The sequence below is a fragment of the Nonomuraea spiralis genome, from assembly GCF_014648435.1.
GTDB classification, from domain to species: Bacteria; Actinomycetota; Actinomycetes; order Streptosporangiales; family Streptosporangiaceae; genus Nonomuraea; species Nonomuraea spiralis.
The window spans coordinates 382,181-398,430 of record NZ_BMRC01000004.1 but is presented as its reverse complement, the minus strand read 5'-3'; the positions used below and the strand labels follow the sequence as shown (position 1 = coordinate 398,430).

Annotated in this window: 18 protein-coding genes and 1 tRNA gene; 12 read left to right on the top strand and 7 right to left on the bottom strand. The window is 68.8% G+C overall.

The window, feature by feature from the left end; translation table 11 throughout:
• Window positions 1-209: 209 nt before the first annotated feature.
• The 5 genes from gyrB to IEZ27_RS12155 all read left to right on the top strand — a co-directional run bounded on the left by gyrB (window position 210) and on the right by IEZ27_RS12155 (window position 6,405).
• Window positions 210-2,153, top strand: a complete 1,944-nt coding sequence (gene gyrB, locus IEZ27_RS12175; RefSeq protein ID WP_189647264.1) for a DNA topoisomerase (ATP-hydrolyzing) subunit B — start codon at window positions 210-212, stop codon at window positions 2,151-2,153.
• 15 nt (window positions 2,154-2,168) lie between these two features.
• Complete coding sequence (gene gyrA / locus IEZ27_RS12170; RefSeq protein ID WP_189647263.1) at window positions 2,169-4,667, top strand: DNA gyrase subunit A; 2,499 nt, start codon at window positions 2,169-2,171, stop codon at window positions 4,665-4,667.
• 3 nt (window positions 4,668-4,670) lie between these two features.
• A complete protein-coding gene (locus tag IEZ27_RS12165; protein ID WP_189647262.1) occupies window positions 4,671-5,324 on the top strand; it encodes a DUF3566 domain-containing protein in 654 nt (217 codons plus the stop codon).
• Window positions 5,325-5,460: 136 nt separating this feature from the next.
• Window positions 5,461-5,534, top strand: a tRNA-Ile gene (locus IEZ27_RS12160).
• Between the two features lie 160 nt (window positions 5,535-5,694).
• Window positions 5,695-6,405: a hypothetical protein gene (locus tag IEZ27_RS12155; protein WP_189647261.1), complete on the top strand. Its 711-nt coding sequence runs from the start codon at window positions 5,695-5,697 to the stop codon at window positions 6,403-6,405.
• A gap of 120 nt (window positions 6,406-6,525) precedes the next feature.
• Here IEZ27_RS12155 and IEZ27_RS12150 read toward each other — a convergent pair whose 3' ends face one another.
• Entirely contained in the window at window positions 6,526-7,692 is a 1,167-nt protein-coding gene (locus IEZ27_RS12150; protein ID WP_189647260.1) for a site-specific integrase, read from the bottom strand.
• A gap of 627 nt (window positions 7,693-8,319) precedes the next feature.
• Here IEZ27_RS12150 and IEZ27_RS12145 point away from each other — a divergent pair.
• Entirely contained in the window at window positions 8,320-9,585 is a 1,266-nt protein-coding gene (locus tag IEZ27_RS12145; RefSeq protein WP_189647259.1) for an MFS transporter, read from the top strand.
• Between the two features lie 31 nt (window positions 9,586-9,616).
• Here IEZ27_RS12145 and IEZ27_RS12140 read toward each other — a convergent pair whose 3' ends face one another.
• Window positions 9,617-9,988 (bottom strand): DUF4267 domain-containing protein, encoded by a 372-nt coding sequence (locus tag IEZ27_RS12140; protein WP_189647258.1) that lies wholly within the window; start codon window positions 9,986-9,988, stop codon window positions 9,617-9,619.
• A gap of 90 nt (window positions 9,989-10,078) precedes the next feature.
• Between IEZ27_RS12140 and IEZ27_RS12135 the strand changes: the two genes are divergently transcribed.
• Window positions 10,079-10,660: a TetR/AcrR family transcriptional regulator gene (locus IEZ27_RS12135; protein WP_125640808.1), complete on the top strand. Its 582-nt coding sequence runs from the start codon at window positions 10,079-10,081 to the stop codon at window positions 10,658-10,660.
• A gap of 102 nt (window positions 10,661-10,762) precedes the next feature.
• A complete protein-coding gene (locus IEZ27_RS12130) occupies window positions 10,763-11,152 on the top strand; it encodes a YybH family protein (protein ID WP_189647257.1) in 390 nt (129 codons plus the stop codon).
• Between the two features lie 95 nt (window positions 11,153-11,247).
• On the opposite strand, the gene IEZ27_RS12125 is transcribed toward IEZ27_RS12130, so the two are convergent.
• Window positions 11,248-11,577 carry a CU044_2847 family protein gene (locus IEZ27_RS12125; RefSeq protein ID WP_189647256.1) on the bottom strand — a complete coding sequence of 110 codons (330 nt, stop codon included), beginning with the start codon at window positions 11,575-11,577 and terminating at the stop codon, window positions 11,248-11,250.
• 184 nt (window positions 11,578-11,761) lie between these two features.
• Between IEZ27_RS12125 and IEZ27_RS12120 the strand changes: the two genes are divergently transcribed.
• Both IEZ27_RS12120 and IEZ27_RS12115 read left to right on the top strand, forming a co-directional pair.
• Window positions 11,762-12,181, top strand: a complete 420-nt coding sequence (locus IEZ27_RS12120) for a hypothetical protein (protein ID WP_189647255.1) — start codon at window positions 11,762-11,764, stop codon at window positions 12,179-12,181.
• Entirely contained in the window at window positions 12,182-12,406 is a 225-nt protein-coding gene (locus IEZ27_RS12115; protein WP_125640819.1) for a helix-turn-helix transcriptional regulator, read from the top strand.
• Here the strand turns inward: IEZ27_RS12115 and IEZ27_RS12110 are convergent.
• A complete protein-coding gene (locus IEZ27_RS12110; RefSeq protein WP_125640822.1) occupies window positions 12,403-12,879 on the bottom strand; it encodes a GbsR/MarR family transcriptional regulator in 477 nt (158 codons plus the stop codon). The two genes, IEZ27_RS12115 and IEZ27_RS12110, sit on opposite strands and share 4 nt — an antisense overlap.
• Before the next feature lie 110 nt (window positions 12,880-12,989).
• Here IEZ27_RS12110 and IEZ27_RS12105 point away from each other — a divergent pair, with 110 nt between their 5' ends.
• Entirely contained in the window at window positions 12,990-13,217 is a 228-nt protein-coding gene (locus IEZ27_RS12105) for a hypothetical protein (RefSeq protein WP_189647254.1), read from the top strand.
• Here the strand turns inward: IEZ27_RS12105 and IEZ27_RS12100 are convergent.
• Window positions 13,195-13,818, bottom strand: a complete 624-nt coding sequence (locus IEZ27_RS12100; RefSeq protein ID WP_189647253.1) for an FMN-binding negative transcriptional regulator — start codon at window positions 13,816-13,818, stop codon at window positions 13,195-13,197. The genes IEZ27_RS12105 and IEZ27_RS12100 overlap by 23 nt on opposite strands.
• Window positions 13,819-13,865: 47 nt before the next feature.
• Between IEZ27_RS12100 and IEZ27_RS12095 the strand changes: the two genes are divergently transcribed.
• Window positions 13,866-15,194, top strand: coding sequence for an aminotransferase class I/II-fold pyridoxal phosphate-dependent enzyme (locus tag IEZ27_RS12095; RefSeq protein WP_229823897.1), 1,329 nt, complete (start codon window positions 13,866-13,868; stop codon window positions 15,192-15,194).
• Here IEZ27_RS12095 and IEZ27_RS12090 read toward each other — a convergent pair.
• Entirely contained in the window at window positions 15,191-15,715 is a 525-nt protein-coding gene (locus tag IEZ27_RS12090) for a zf-HC2 domain-containing protein (protein WP_189647251.1), read from the bottom strand. The genes IEZ27_RS12095 and IEZ27_RS12090 overlap by 4 nt on opposite strands.
• Window positions 15,708-16,247: an RNA polymerase sigma factor gene (locus tag IEZ27_RS12085; RefSeq protein WP_229823896.1), complete on the bottom strand. Its 540-nt coding sequence runs from the start codon at window positions 16,245-16,247 to the stop codon at window positions 15,708-15,710. The genes IEZ27_RS12090 and IEZ27_RS12085 overlap by 8 nt, the downstream gene beginning before the upstream one ends.
• Between the last annotated feature and the right edge of the window lie 3 nt (window positions 16,248-16,250).

The following is a 16,250-nucleotide window of genomic DNA, read 5'->3' as shown; positions in this document are numbered from 1 at the left end:
ACAGGCGCGTGTATTGCCACCACGGGCTCCGGGAAGCGGTAGAATGAAAAAGGATTCCGGACACGTCCGCTTGCGTGTCACCCCGGCAGCAAGCCGACTCCCCCGGGTGACCGCGCATCGGGGCACTCACGACGGTGACGGGCACGGCAGGGGCAGCATGAAGTTGATGGCCTCCCCCGCCGCGTGTCCGCGGCAGGAGGATTTCGCAGTTGTCCTACGACGCTAGCTCAATCACCGTACTCGAAGGACTTGAGGCGGTTCGCAAACGCCCGGGTATGTATATCGGCTCGACCGGTGAGCGCGGCCTGCACCACCTCGTCTACGAGATCGTGGACAACGCGGTGGACGAGGCCCTGGCCGGCTTCGCCAGCAGGATCGACATCACGCTGCTGGCCGACGGCGGCGTGCGTGTGGTCGACAACGGCCGCGGCATCCCCACGGGCATACACCCCGTGGAGAAGCGCTCCGCGGTCGAGGTCGTGCTGACCACGCTCCACGCGGGCGGCAAGTTCGACAGCCAGTCCTACGCGGTCTCCGGCGGCCTCCACGGCGTCGGCTCGGCCGTCGTCAACGCGCTGTCCACCGCCATGGACGTCGAGGTCAAGCAGAACGGCCACTTCTGGCGGCAGCGCTACGAGCACTCCAAGCCCACGGCCCCGCTGGCCCAGGGCGAGGAGACCGACGAGACCGGCACGACGATCACGTTCTGGCCCGATCCCGACGTCTTCGAGACCACCACCTGGAACTACGAGACGCTCTCGCGCCGGTTCCAGGAGACGGCCTTCCTCAACAAGGGCCTGACGATCACGTTCACCGACGAGCGGCCCGACCACGTCAACGGCGAGCCCCACACGGTCGAATACCACTACGAGGGCGGCCTGGCCGACTTCGTCCAGCACCTCAACGCCAAGAAGGAGGCGGCGCACGCGTCGATCGTCTCCTTCGAGGAGGAGGGCGACGGCATCGCGGTCGACATCGCGATGCAGTGGAACAACTCCTACTCGGAGTCGGTCTACACGTTCGCCAACATGATCAACACAGCTGAGGGCGGCACCCACGAGGAGGGCTTCCGCGCGGCGCTGACGACCATCGTCAACCGCTACGCACGTGAGCAGAAGTTCCTCAAGGAGGGCAAGGACGACAACCTCTCCGGCGAGGACGTCCGCGAGGGCCTGACCGCGATCATCTCGGTCAAGCTGTCCGACCCGCAGTTCGAGGGCCAGACCAAGACCAAGCTGGGCAACACCGAGGCCAAGTCGTTCGTGCAGAAGGCGTGCAACGACCACCTGCGCGACTGGTTCGAGCGCAACCCCGGCGAGGCCAAGGACATCATCAACAAGTCGCTGCAGGCCAGCCGCGCCCGCATCGCCGCCCGCCAGGCCCGCGACCTGACCAGGCGCAAGTCCCTGCTGGAGTCCGGCAGCGGCCTTCCCGGCAAGCTGGCCGACTGCCAGTGGAACGACCCGGAGAAGTGCGAGCTGTTCATCGTCGAGGGTGACTCGGCGGGCGGCTCGGCCAAGGGCGGCCGCGACTCGCGCTTCCAGGCGATCCTGCCCATCCGCGGCAAGATCCTCAACGTGGAGAAGGCGCGGATCGACAAGGTCCTGAAGAACAACGAGGTCCAGGCGCTCATCACCGCCCTGGGCACCGGCGTCCACGACGAGTTCGACATCGCCAAGCTGCGTTACCACAAGGTGATCCTGATGGCCGACGCCGACGTCGACGGCCAGCACATCAACACCCTGCTGCTGACGCTGCTGTTCAGGTTCATGCGGCCGCTGATCGAGGCCGGGCATGTCTACCTGTCGTGCCCGCCGCTCTACAAGATCAAGTGGGACCGGAAGGGCGAGGACGCCTCCTACGCCTACTCCGACTCCGAGCGCGACGCCGTCATCAACGACGGCATCGCCCAGGGCAAGGCCGACCCGCGGCCGCGCGACAACGTCCAGCGGTTCAAGGGCCTCGGCGAGATGAACGCCGGCCAGCTCTGGGAGACCACCATGAACCCGGCGACGCGGCTGCTGCGCCTGGTCACGCTCGACGACGCGGCCCAGGCCGACGACCTGTTCAGCGTACTCATGGGCGAGGACGTCGAGGCGCGGCGTGACTTCATCATCCGCAACGCGCGCGACGTTCGCTTCCTCGACGTTTAAGAAGGATCCAAACCTGTGACGGACGTGAACACCACTCCCCCGGCTGAGCGCATCGAGCCGGTGGACATCCAGTCCGAGATGCAGCGCAGTTACATGGACTACGCGATGTCCGTCATCGTGTCCAGGGCGCTGCCCGACGTGCGCGACGGTCTCAAGCCGGTGCACCGGCGCGTGCTCTACGCGATGTACGACGGTGGCTATCGCCCCGACCGCGGCTACTTCAAGTGCGCCCGCGTCGTCGGTGACGTGATGGGCACCTACCACCCGCACGGCGACACCTCGATCTACGACGCGCTGGTCCGCCTGGCCCAGCCGTGGTCGCTGCGCTATCCCCTGGTCGACGGCCAGGGCAACTTCGGCTCGCCGGGCAACGACCCGGCGGCCGCGATGCGGTACACCGAGTGCAAGCTCGCGCCCATCGCGATGGAGATGCTGCGCGACATCGACAAGGAGACCGTCGACTTCCGTCCCAACTACGACGGCAAGTCGCAGGAGCCCGACGTTCTGCCGGCGCGGTTCCCGCAGCTCCTGGTCAACGGCTCGGGCGGCATCGCGGTCGGCATGGCGACCAACATCCCGCCGCACAACCTGCGCGAGGTCTCGGCCGCGGTCCACTGGTACCTGGACAACCCGCAGGCCGATGACGAGGAGCTGCTGGAAGCCTCGATCAAGCTGGTCAAGGGGCCCGACTTCCCGACCAAGGCGCTGATCGTCGGACGCCGGGGCATCGAGGACGCCTACCGCACCGGTCGCGGCTCGATCACCATGCGCGCGGTGGTCGAGGTCGAGGAGGACAAGGGGCGGCAGGCGCTCGTCGTCACCGAGCTGCCGTACCAGGTCAACCCGGACAACCTGGCGCTGAAGATCGCTGAGCTGGTGCGTGAGGGCAAGCTCACGGGCATCGCCGACGTACGCGACGAGAGCTCCTCGCGGGTCGGGCAGCGCCTGGTGATCGTGCTCAAGCGTGACGCGGTCGCCAAGGTCGTGCTCAACAACCTGTACAAGCACACCCAGCTCCAGGACACCTTCGGCGCCAACATGCTGGCGCTGGTCGACGGCGTGCCGCGCACGCTGCGGCTCGACCAGTTCATCCGTCACTACGTGGCCCACCAGGTCGAGGTCATCGTCCGCCGGACCCGTTACCTGCTGCGCAAGGCCGAGGAGCGCGCGCACATCCTGCGCGGGCTGCTGAAGGCCCTTGAGCGGCTCGACGAGGTCATCGCCCTCATCCGGGCCTCGGACTCGGCCTCGCACGCCCAGCAGGGCCTCATGAGCCTTCTGGAGATCGACGAGGTCCAGGCACAGGCCATCCTCGACATGCAGCTGCGCAAGCTGGCCGCCCTGGAGCGGCAGGCAATCCAGGACGAGTACGACGCCCTGATGACGCAGATCGCCGAGTACAACTCCATCCTGGCCAGCGAGGCCCGCCAGCGGGAGATCATCGGCGACGAGCTCGCCGAGGTCGTCAACCGCTACGGCGACGAGCGTAAGACCGAGATCATCGCCTACGACGGCGACATGTCGATCGAGGACCTCATCGCCGAGGAGGAGATCGTCGTCACGATCACCCGCGGCGGCTACGCCAAGCGCACCAGGACCGACCTCTACCGGGCGCAGAAGCGGGGCGGCAAGGGCGTACGCGGCGCCCAACTGCGCCAGGACGACATCGTCGACCACTTCTTCGTCACCACCACGCACCACTGGCTGCTGTTCTTCACGAACAAGGGTCGGGTGTACCGGGTCAAGGCGTACGAGCTGCCCGATGCCGGACGCGACGCGCGTGGCATGCATCTCGCGAACCTTTTGGCCATGCAGCCCGACGAAACAGTCATGGAAGTTCTCGACCTCCGCGACTACGACGTCGCTCCCTACCTGGTGCTCGCCACGCGCAGCGGCCTGGTCAAGAAGACACGCCTGTCCGAGTACGACTCCCCCAGGTCGGGCGGTCTGATCGCGATCAACCTGCGTGAGGACGACGAGGTCATCGGGGCCCGCCTGGTCTCCGAGACCGACGATCTGCTGCTCGTCTCCAAGGGCGCGCAGTCGATCAGGTTCACAGCCTCCGACGAGGCGCTCCGCCCCATGGGCCGCGCCACCAGCGGTGTCATCGGCATGAGGTTCCTCGAAGGGGACGAACTTCTCGCCATGAATCGGATCGCCGACGGTCAAGACGTGCTTATCGCCACGAAGGCTGGGTACGCAAAACGGACGCCAGTGGAGCAGTATCCGGTTCAAGGACGTGGCGGTAGGGGCGTGCTGACTGCGAAGATCGTGAGTTCCCGTGGCAAGCTGGTCGGAGCCGTCATGGTCAACCCAGAGGACGAGGTCTTCGCGATCACGTCCGCCGGCGGGGTGATCCGGACGAGTGCCGGCGAGATCAAGCAGTCCGGCCGCCAGACCATGGGAGTGCGATTGATGAACCTCGCCGAAGGCGACAGCGTGGTTGCCCTCGCCCGGAACGCGGAGTCAATGGAGACTCCGGTGGAGAATGAGGAAGACGGGGGAGGAGAGTAAATCATGAGCGCCCAGGGTGGCCCCGCCAGGACCCAGGCGGCTTCGGGTAACGGACAACAGCCGAAGAAGTCCACTGCAGCGGAAATCTTCAATTCGGTCGACGGCGAGCAGGACAAGACGCCCGCACAGGGTGCTTCTGCGCAGCCTCGCTCCAAGGACGAGCCGCAGGCGGAGGGCAACGAGACGGTGCGCATCCGTCCGTCGCTCACGTCCGAGGCACCTCCGCCGCCCGTCGAGATGCCCAAGAAGAAGTCGTCGAACAACGCCGGGTCCAGGCTGCCTCGCAAGGCACACCTGGTGCTGCGTCGCATCGAGCCGTGGTCGGCCATGAAGTTCAGCTTCGTGGTGTCCCTGGTCTGTTTCGTGGTGCTCTTCGTGGCAGTCGCCGTTCTGTACGGCGTGCTGTCCGCGTTGGGGGTGTTCGACTCGCTCGTCGATCTGGTCAACCAGCTCGGCAAGGGTGAGCAGGGGCAGAGCTCGATCCCGATCGACATCGCCTCGTGGTTCGAGCCGGTGCGCATCCTCGGATACACCGCGCTGATCGGCGCCGTGAACGTGGTGCTGATCACGGCTCTGTCCACGCTGGGGGCCGTCATCTACAACATCGCCTCTGACCTGGTCGGGGGCGTTGAGGTGACGTTCAGCGAGGCGGAATAGCAGGTTTGGGCGGGGGCTCGCGCCGTACCGGGGTGGTTTGGTGCGGCGCGAGCAGCCCGTCGGACACGGTAAGCTTTTCTCGTCCGAACAACCGGTTCGCCTCCATCAGGCGAATGCGATACGGTTCGGTGTGCGCGGGGCTATAGCTCAGACGGTTAGAGCGCTTCCCTGATAAGGAAGAGGTCCCAGGTTCAAGTCCTGGTAGCCCCACCCAGTTCGAAGGCCATTTCTCGTAATGAGAAGTGGCCTTTTTGATCTTCCGGGTGACTAACTGAGTGACTAACAGCTCCTAACGGAATGACTTTCGCTGTGCCCCCTGCCCGTCTCGACGCCGGGGAACTCTTCAGCAGGATCACGCATCTAACAGCTCATGATCGAAATGTCGGGCAAGAGAGTGATGATATCGATGATCGCAACGGCGGTCATGGTGGCCTCGGCGGTCGGCGCGGCCAGTACGGCCCAGGCGGAGACCGTCAAGATCCCCAAAGGGTTTCTGCTGACCGAGGCCGAGGCGACCAAGCCCCTCACTGAGGATCAGGCGGCCGATGAGTGGTGGACGGTCAGCGACAAGCTGACCAAGCCGCTTGAGCTCAACCCCTGCCGCTCCAAGGAGAAGCCCCGCGATGGCCGCATCGCGATGCGGACCATCATCGGGGGGACCAGCGCCCCCTCGTACGTCACCGAGCAGCTCGTGCTGTATCCCAGCGCGAAGAACGCCGGGGCCGCGTTCCGCAAGCTCCGCGCCGACGTGGAAAAATGCGCTAAGGCCAAGGCTCCGCAGACGGCGACCGTGGCCGGGGACTTTCACCGCTACACCGGCAAGAAGGTGAACATCGCAGACGAGGCCCTGCTGGTCAAGGGGAGCTCCTACGAAAGGGGCACGGAGGAGCCCCTCAAGGGCGAGCTGTACATCTCCGGCGGAGAGCGGTACGTCGTCGTCCGCCGCGGGAGCGCCTTGGTCCTCTACACCGCCGACTCCTACTGGGCCGGCGAGGACACGACCAAGATACTCACCAACAGGGCGAAGAAGATGGCCAAGAAGGTCTGCGACCTTCCCGGCGTGTGTACTCGGCGAGGATGATTGCCGGCTCTCGGCCGGTGTCCGGCAACGCTCGTGGTGGGCATCGCCGGACATCGAGTCCCTCCGCTCCCATGGAAAGAGATCCTCAAAGACAGCGCGGCAGGCATTCTGTTAGGCGCTCTAAGCCCTTTGGGCCTCACCGGGAAAGATCAGATCCATCGCCTCAGCCCCTTCCAGAAGTACGGGGCGGAGCTGTTTCCGGTAGACCTTCTCGGTCACCACGGTGCCCTTGTGGCCGACCAGGCGGGAGATGTTCTCCAGCGCGACGCCGGAGTCCGACAGCAGCGAGACGAAGCTGTGCCGCATCTCACGGGGCGTCCACTCGTCGGGGTCCAGGTCGGTCTTTTTGAGGATCACCCGGAAGGCCCGCCGGACGTTGGCCGCGTCCAGCTCGGTTCCCTGCTTGCTGGCGAAGACGAGGTCGTTCTGCTGCCACAGATCCCCCGCCTTCTTCTTCGCGAGTGCCTGTCGCTCCCGGTGCCCGCGCAGGGCGTCCACGCACAGCCTGGGGAGAGCGAGCGTCCGCCGGGACTTCTCGGTCTTGGTGTCTCCCCCAACCCGCACCGAACGCCACACCATGATTGACGGCGGGATCGGGGGATCGGCGTCCGGCTGGCCGTCCAGGTCGACGTGTGACCACGGGAGCGCGCGTAACTCCTCGGTCCTGGCACCAATGAGCAGCGACACCACCACGTAGGCGTACAGGTTCGCACCCTCCGCCGCCTTGAGCACCGACGCCGCCTGGTCGAGCGTCAGCGACTTCGAGGGACGTCCCTCCTTACCCTTGGGGATCTCGCACAGCATCACCACGTTGCGCTTGACCTTGTCGCGCGCCTGGGCACGGGCGATGGACCGCTTGAGAACAGAGTGGATCTTCCGCAGCGTCTCCGTGCTCAGGATCTTCGCCTTGGCCGCCACCCAGCGGTCCACGTCGTCGGCGGACAATTCGCGGAGCTTGCGGGCGCCCAGCGCGGGGATCACGTGCTGTTCGGCCAGGATGCGACGGTTGGTGACCGTGGAAGCCTCCCGCCCGCTGAGCCCGAACTCCAGCCAGGCCCGTACGGCGTCGCCCACGGTGTAGTTGTGCGCCGCCGTGGTCAGACCGTCGTCGTAGTCCCTGATGATCTCTTTGAGCTTCGCCTTTGCTTCGGTCTTGGTCTTGCCGCTGGCCTTCTTGACGATGCGCTTTCCAGCCGGGGTGTAGCCGACGGTCACCGAGGCGATCCAGCGTTCGCGGGTCTCGTCCCAGTGCAGTCCGCCGTCTCCCCGGCTGCGTTGGGTGGTCATGATGCCTCGCTTCCTGTCCGAGAAGTGCCACGTAGTCGGGGATTGGCTCAGAGTTTCTTTACTGGCTTTAAGCGGCAGCGCTTCGCGCCGCCGCACGGCGGGACACGCCCCGCCGCCCCGGCGCGGCCAGCGGGCCGGGCGTGCGGCCCTGGCGGCCGGTCCCGGCCCGCACCAGCCGGGACGGCACGGCGTAAGCCCGCCGCCCACCGCACCGAGCACCCGCCGAACCGAACGCACCCGCCACCCCTGGTACGCGCTGCCGCCTGCCGCTCCGACCGCCGGCCCAACCGCTACGCGGCCCCTTCGGGGTGCCTTCGGCATTGCGCCGGCCGTCTCCGCTCCCGTCGAGGGTTTTCCGGGGTTGCGGGCCGTGACTCCCCCGCCCCTGCTACCGGAGTGTTCGTGTCCCTCGGTCGGGACACACGATCTGGCAGCTATCGGGGGCGGGGGAGGAATGGGCCAGGAGCCGTGCATGGTGGACTCCTGGCAGGCGTGGCGACGCCGTCCCTCCGAAGCACACGCCGCCACGCCCGTCTCTACCGGGCCTTTGGCCTTCTTGATTTCTGAGTGACCGAACGGGTGACTGTGGTTCCCCGCCATCGGTGGCGCGGTGGCAGAATCTCGCGGATGTCGACGTCGAGGTCGTTGTGGCGGCACCGGGATTTCGTGCTCTTATGGAGTGGCCAGACCACCAGCTCGTTCGGAACTGAGATCTCCTACCTGGCGTTGCCGCTGGTCGCGGGGATCGTGCTGAACGCCTCGCCGGTGGAGCTCGGGCTGCTGACGGCCGCGCGGCGGGTGCCGGTGTTGTTCGCGTCGTTGCCGGCCGGGGCCCTGAGTGATCGGTGGCGCAAGCGGCCGGTGATGATCACGACGTTCCTGGTCTCCGGTTGTGCGATGGGCACGGTGCCGGCGGCCGCGGTCGCCGGGGTGCTCACTCTGTGGCAGTTGTACGCGGTCGCGCTGGTCGTCGCGACGTGTGAGGTGTTCTTCACGCCCGCGTATCAGACGTACCCGCTCACCTTGCTCGGGCCGGATCGGCTGATGGCCGGGAACGCCAGGCTGACCAGCACCGTCACGGTCGCGGGGATGGTGGGGCAGCCGGTCGGCGGGTTGCTGATCTCGTTGTTCGGGCCCGCCAAGGCGGTGCTCGCCGACGCGCTCTCCTACCTGGGCGGCGCGCTCGCGCTCGCGCTGATCCGCGCGCCCGAGCCCGCGCCGGAGCGCGGGGAGAAGGCTCCGAGGTTGCGTGCGCAGATCGGGGAGGGCCTGCGTTACGTCGTCCGTCATCGCGTGATCGGGCCGCTCGTGCTCTACATGGCCACGGTCAGCTTCTGCCTGGCCGGGCTGACCGCGCTGGAGGTCAACTACGTGGTACGGGAGCTCGGCTGGTCGAGCCTGGCGACCGGCCTGGTCTTCGGCGTGAGCATGGCGGGCGGCCTGGCGGCCGGGGCGGTCGCCGGACCGCTCACCGACCGGTACGGCATGCCGCGTGTGCTGCTCGGGGCCGCCTTCGCGTATCCGTTGTGCAGCGGGTCGATCGGCCTGGTGGAGCCGGGGTTGGCGGGGCAGGTCGTCGTGGGCGTGTCCTGGTCGATACTGATCATCGTCACGCTCGTCTTCCAGAGCACGCAGCGCAGTCTGCGGCAGCTCCTGACGCCCAAGGACATGCAGGGCCGCCTGGCCGCCACCTCCCGGTGGCTCACGTGGGCGGCCACGCCGGTCGGCGCGGTCCTGTCCGGGCTGCTGGCCGGGGGGATCGGCATGCGGGGGTCTCTTCTGGTGTTCTCCGCCGGGATGCTGGTCGGCCCGGTGGTGATGTGGTTCTCGCCGTTGCGTACGTCCCGGCGGGAGATCGAGCGGGACGTACGGACGGCGACGGCGGCCGGGTAGCACCCGAGCGGAACACAAGGACGGCGGCGGGTCACAGGGCGAAGAGCAGGGCGGCGTTGACGAGGAGGGCGACCGCCGTCGCGAAGTGGATGCCGAAGGCGACCGCCTTGGTGCCGCCGTTGCGCGACACGATCAGGGTGTCGCCGAGGGGGATCAGGGCGACGACCAGCATGAACCAGGCTTCGGCCTGGGCGCCCACGAAGGCCAGCAGGGCCAGCCCGAGCAGGCCGTACGTGCCGTCGCGCAGGCCCTTGATGATCAGGTAGGCGCCGTCGCCGTCCTGCTTGGCGGGGACGCCGTAGCCGGTGGCCGCGAGGCGGGGGACCAGCAGGAAGCGGGCGCCGATCAGGATGACCAGCAGGTTGAGGGCGATGGCGAGGCCGTAGGCGATGGTGGTCAGCATGTCCGTCTCCAGAGGGGCTAGCGGTGCTAGGAACGATGACAACGCTAGCAGAGCGTTGGCAGATGCGCTAGCGGTGCTAGAATCAGAAGCATGCCGATTCAGGCGCGCCGGGAGCGCGAACGTGCGGAGCGCGAGAAGCTGATCATTACGGCGGCCCGTGAGCTGGCCGAGGCCGAGGGCTGGGAGGCGGTGACGACCCGGCGGCTGGCCGAGCGCATCGAGTACAGCCAGCCGGTGCTCTACAGCCACTTCAAGGGCAAGGACGCGATCATGGCGGCCGTCGCCGTGGAAGGGTGCGCCGACCTCGCGGTGGAGCTGCGCGCAGCCCGTACCGCGGCGGCCGACGCGGACAGCGGCCTCGCGGGCGTCGCCGCCGCCTACACGGCCTTCGCCGAGCGGCATCCGGCGCTCTACGACGTCATATTCACCCAGAAGGTCGATCTGCCGTTCGCCACCCCGGAGGCGCCCGCCGCCCTGCACGCGGCCTTCGGCGAGCTGGTCGAGGGCGTTCGCCCGCACGCCGCCGAGGAGGACCTGCCCTTGGTCACCGAGACCTTCTGGGCCGCCCTGCACGGCCTGGTCACGCTCACGCGCGGCGCCCGGCTGCCCCGGGAACACCGTGACCGCAGGCTGGAGCTGCTCCTGGCCAGGTTCACGGCCCGGCCGGACTGACCGATCCGACCGGTCCGATCAGCCTCGCCGGGTTGACCTTGTCATCAGCGTCAACGTCTACATTCGGTGTCCGCCCATCGACGAGAACGGACGACGACGCCCATGAGCACCCATCGCGCCACCCTTCTGGAGCTCGACCAGAGCTTCTTCGACGCCCTCGTGGCCAATGACCACGACCGGCTGAAGGAGCTCCTGGCGGACGACTTCGTCCTGGTGGGGGTGGAGGACGGGACGGTCGCCGGCAAGGACCTCCTGCTCGGCCTGGTGGCGTCGGGCAGCCTGAGTTTCCCCAGGATCGACTCGTTCCCGGACGAGGCGATCGTACGGTTCGTCGGGGACGTGGGGATCGTGGTGGGACGTACGGGGATGAACTTCACCAATCCCGATGGCGGCACGTTCAGCGCCGGGAGCCGGTACACGCATGTGTACGCAGCCGGGGCCGACGGCGGCTGGCGGCTCGTCTCGGCGCAGGGCACCGCCATCAAGATGTGAGCGGCAGGTCAGGCGTTTTCGGTCTCCGCCATCAAGACGTGCGCGGGCAGGTCAGCCGTTGTCCGGTCTCCGCCGTCAAGACGTGAGCGGGCAGGTCAGGCGTTTTCCGGTTTCCGCCATTCTGCGGTGACCTTGAGGTGGGCCTCTCCCGTCGACTCGGCGATCACCACGCCCGCCTTGGCGGTCAACTTCATCCCGAACTCCACCGTGACCACGTCGGGCGGTTCGGGGCACGACCGCATGCGGCGCAGGACGTCCGTGGCGAACGTCTGGACGCGCTGGAGGCCCGCGCCCAGCGCCTCGGGCATACGTTCGACGGCCGCGCGGGCCCGTCCAGCGGGGAGCGCCTCGTCGGCGTGCTGCTCGTCGACCTCCACGAGCACGGTGCCGCCGTCGTCGAGGGGGACCTCTAGGAAGTAGCGCACGGTTGGCCTCCTGTCCTGGGACAAGAGCAAGCATGCTGGACTGGCCCGCTCGACGGTGGGCTTTCCAGCAGAGGACGGCCTCGGCGCCAAAGTTATCCACAGGAAGACGCTGATTGTCCACAGCGGTGGAGAAGTCCAAAATCATTGACATCATGTCTGGGATATTTTACTTTCCGGAGGTGTGATGTCGTACGAGGAAAGGGGCGCCTGGATCTATCTCGTGGCGACGGCCGGCACCTACGCGGCCTACGTCGTCGTCGTCCTCGGCCGCGCCGCCGGTGGTCCTCTCAGTGCCGTCCCCCATGTCGCGCCGATGTTGTGGGCGATCGGGATCGGCATCGCCCTGTCGATCGCGGGCCGTATCGTGGTCGAGACCGTGAAGCCCAGCGAGAGTCACAAGAGCGACGTGCGAGACAGGGAAATCAACCGTTCGGCCCAGCATGTCGGGGGCCTTGTGCTAGGGGTCTCCATGATGGTCCCCCTTGGCCTGACCATGGCGGAAGCCGCCCATTTCTGGATCGCCAACGCCATCTACGCGGGCCTCGTCCTGTCGGCCCTGGTGGCCACGCCGGTGCGGCTGGTCGCCTGTCGGAGGGGCCTGTAGATGGGCAAAGCCACCAAGGTCACCAACTCCATCAGGGCCCTGCGGTTCGCCCACGAGGAGATGACGCAGGCCGAGCTGGCCCGCAGGATCGGCGTCACCCGGCAGACCGTCATCGCCATCGAGCAGGGCCGCTACTCACCCTCTCTCGAGGTGGCCTTCCAGATCGCCCGGGTGTTCCGGGTGCCCCTCGACGACGTCTTCCAGTATCCGGACTCCGAAGGCTAGTTATCCACAGGCGCGCCGGTTTTCCACAGGCTGTCGAGGGCGGTGGCGACGGCCGCGATGGACTCGTGCGCGGAGCGGATGCGGGCGGTCTGGGCCTCGTCGGTCCAGCCGAGCCGCAGGCCCTCCTCGGCCAGCGCGTCGAACGCCGTGAACGCGGCCAGCTTCTGGCGCAGGACCTTCGACCAGGCGTCGTCCTCGATCTGGTAGTAGACGTTGCGCTCGCCCGGCCTGCGGACCTTGTGGACGAGCCGGAGGGACGTCAGGAGCTGCATGGTCGTCGTCAGCGACGCGCGGCTCGCGCCGATCGCGTCGGCGATCTCGGACGCGTTCTGGGCGGGCGGGTCGCAGGCCATGAGCCAGCCCAGGACGCGGCCCGTGATGGGGGCCAGTCCCCATTCCTCGGAGACGAAGGCCGCGACCCGCTCGACCCAGTCGAGCACCTGCTCCCGGCCTGGGCCGTCCTGCGCTGCCATGTGGGACCTCCAGCCCGCCGCGATCTCGGCCGACATTGCTCTCGGTAGGTGGTCAAATACTAGGAGCAACAACGGCCCGCTGCTAATGCTGGACCCGTGATCGTCGTCGTGTGGCCACTGCTGCTCCTATCCTGGTCCTGCCTGAGCCCACCTCGGTCGTGGACAAGTCCGGCAGCAGCCCGGCGACGTGGCGGCCGCCGCGCAGGTCGTACTGGTGCACGTACGCGCGGGCCTGGATCACGGTGAAGCACCACTACGGGCTGACCGTCACCGTACGGGAGAAGCGGGCCCTGATCTGCATGCTGCGCACCTGCGCTACTTCCCCGCCATTCGCCTGAGCTGCTGCTCCCTGGCCCCGGCGTCGCCCGGACGGCCGCGCTCGGCCAGCATGCCGGCGATGCGCTCAAGGTCCTCGACGGTACGGCGTCCGTCGTACTTGAACTTGGCGCGCACCTCCGTCACCGCCAGCCGCAGCCCGCGCAGCCCGGGAAGCTGCCGGTGGTACGGCCCCTCGCCGGCCGCCACGACGCCGTGCGCGCCGTCGGGCTGGAAGTGGGCGAGCTGGCGGCGCAGGATCTCCGCCTTGCCCTCGGCGTCGTCCACGATCTCGGCCCGGCAGGTGAGCTGGACGGAGGCGTAGTAGCTGGTGGGCACGCCGGTCTCGGGGGAGCCGGTGCGCCATCCGCCGGGGATGTAGGCGTAGTCGTCGTGCACGGTCAGCAGGACCACCGGGTCGGCCTCGATCGCCGTCCACAGGGGGTTGGGTCTGGCCAGGTGGAGCAGCACCTCGGCCGCGCCGTCGTACAGGAAATGGGTGGGGACGACGACGGGCGGGCCGCCGTCCGGGCCGTTCGCGGCGATCTGGCCGAAGTCGCGGGTGGCCAGCCAGGTACGCCATTCGTCGTCGTCGCGGGCCGCGTCCCAGGGGTGGATGAGCATGACGAAACCCCTCCCGTCGGGCTTTGTATTAGTACATAATGTATTTTGTGTCAGAAACATATCTGATCGCTGGCGGGACGGCCAGTGAGATCGCGGCGGGCGTCGAGGCCGCCGTGTCCGCGGGGCTGCTTCTTCCGGGGGCGTCGTTGCCGCCCGTGCGCGAGGTGGCCGCGATGGCCGAGGTCAGCCCCAACACCGCCGCGGCCGCCTACCGGCTGCTGCGGGAGCGCGGCATCGTCGAGACGGCGGGCCGGCGCGGCACCCGGGTCCGGCCGCGTCCGGCCAGCACGACGCGCGAGGAGATCCGCATCGAGGTGCCGCCGGGCGTACGCGACCTGTCCCACGGCAATCCGGACCCGGCCCTGCTGCCGCCGCTGCACGACGCGCTCGCCGCCGCGGCCAGGGCGCACGAGGAGCACCCGGCCATGTACGGCACCGGCGACGACGCCGAACTCCTCACCCTGGCCGCCACCCGCCTGCGTGCCGACGGCGTGCCCGCCGCGCCGCTGGCGATCACCTCGGGCACCCTCGACGCGGTCGAGCGCGTCCTGGCCGCCCACCTCCGGCCCGGCGACGCCATCGGCGTGGAGGACCCGGGCTGGACGGCCCTGCTCGACCTGGTCGCCGTACTCGGGCTGCGGCCGGTGCCGATGCGGCTGGACGACGAGGGCCCGCTGCCGGACGAGCTCGACCGGGCGCTACGGGCGGGCGTACGAGCGGTGGTGATCACGGCACGGGCCCAGAACCCGACCGGCGCGGCCGTCACCGCGGCACGCGCCGCGGACCTGCGTGCCCTGCTCGCCACCCGCCCCGACGTGGTGCTGATCGAGGACGACCACGGCGCGAGCCTGGTGGATCTCCCCCTCCATCCCCTGTCCGGCGTCACGACCCGGTGGTTGCTCACCCGTTCGACGGCCAAGGCGTTCGGCCCTGACCTGCGGCTGGCACTGGTCACGGGCGACACCGTCACGCTCGACCGGCTGCGCGGGCGGCAGCGGCTGGCCGCGGGCTGGGTCAGCCATCTGCTGCAACGCGCGGTCGCCCACCTCTGGCGTGCACAGGCTGTGGACACGCCGGCCGTCGCCGCCGCGTACGCCGAGCGCCGCGACGGCCTGATCGAGGCGCTGGCCGCGCGCGGCATCCGGGCGCACGGCCGCAGCGGGCTCAACGTCTGGGTGCCGGTCGCCGACGAGACCACCGCGGTCACCCGGCTGCTGGCCCTCGGCTGGGGCGCCGCGCCCGGCGCCCGCAACCGCGTCCGTACGCCGCCCGCGCTGCGCCTGACGGTCTCCACGCTGCGGCCCGGCGAGACCGCCCGCCTGGCCGACGACCTGGCCACCGCCCTGCGCCCGCCCACCTCCGGCCGCTACGGCTAGGGCCAGAACGCGGCCACCAGATCTCCCGCCCCCGGTCTGGCCAGCACGATACGGCCCACCTGCGCGACAGGCGTGTCGATCGTCGTCCCCCACGAGCCCCTGCCGCCGGAGACCGGCACCTCGCCCAGGGGGACGCGCAGGCCGTCCGTCCTGACCAGCGTGGCCCGGTACGCGCCGCTGCCCGAGGCCGACTGGACCACCAGGAACAGCCAGCTCGGGGAGCCCTGGTAGGCGAAGGCCGTGCCCACCCGGCGACGGCCGTCGTGGAAGGCGGCGGCCAGGCAGCAGTTGCCGGTCATCCCGGCCAGCACGCGCGACTCGAAGGCGGGCGGCGGGTTCTCGGGCGGGGCCAGCGCGGTGATCGAGTCCACCAGCCCGGCCATGTCCGCCAGGTCGTGCCGGCAGCGTGCGCAGGCGGCCAGGTGACGCAGGGCCGCCGCGCGTTCGGCGCCGGTGAGGGTGTCGGCGGCCAGCTCGGGGATGAGGTCGCCGGTCTCCGCGCAGCCGCCGGGCTCAGTCATCGCGGGCCTTCAGCCGTTCGCGCAGGCGGGCCATCCCCCTGCGCAGGCGGGTCTTGGCGGTGCCCAGCGGCACCCCCTCGATCTCCGCCACCTCCTTCCCCGTCATCCCGTAGAACACCGTCAACGCCACCGCCCTGGCCTGTTCGGGAGGAAGCCCGCGCAGTGCCTCCCTGACGAACTCCTCGTCCTGCGGCGCCTCGTCGGCGGGCTCTACGGCCAGCAGCCGGGTCATCAGGACGGCCGGATCCACCGGCTCCTCGCGCCTGATGCGCAGCGCGTCGAGGGCGAGGTTGCGGGTGATGGTCAGCAGCCAGGCCGGTACGGCCCCGCGCCGGGCGTCGTACGCGGCCGCGTGGCGCCACGCCCTGACGAACGCCTCCTGGGCGATCTCCTCGGCGAGCGCGGACTCGCGCACGATCGTCCGGGCCAGGCCGTAGACCCTGGCCTGGTAGCGGCGTACGAGGGCGGTGGCGGCCTGGGTGTCGCCGGTCGCCATGCCGGCCAGCAGAGACTCGTCCGAAACAAGCCACACACC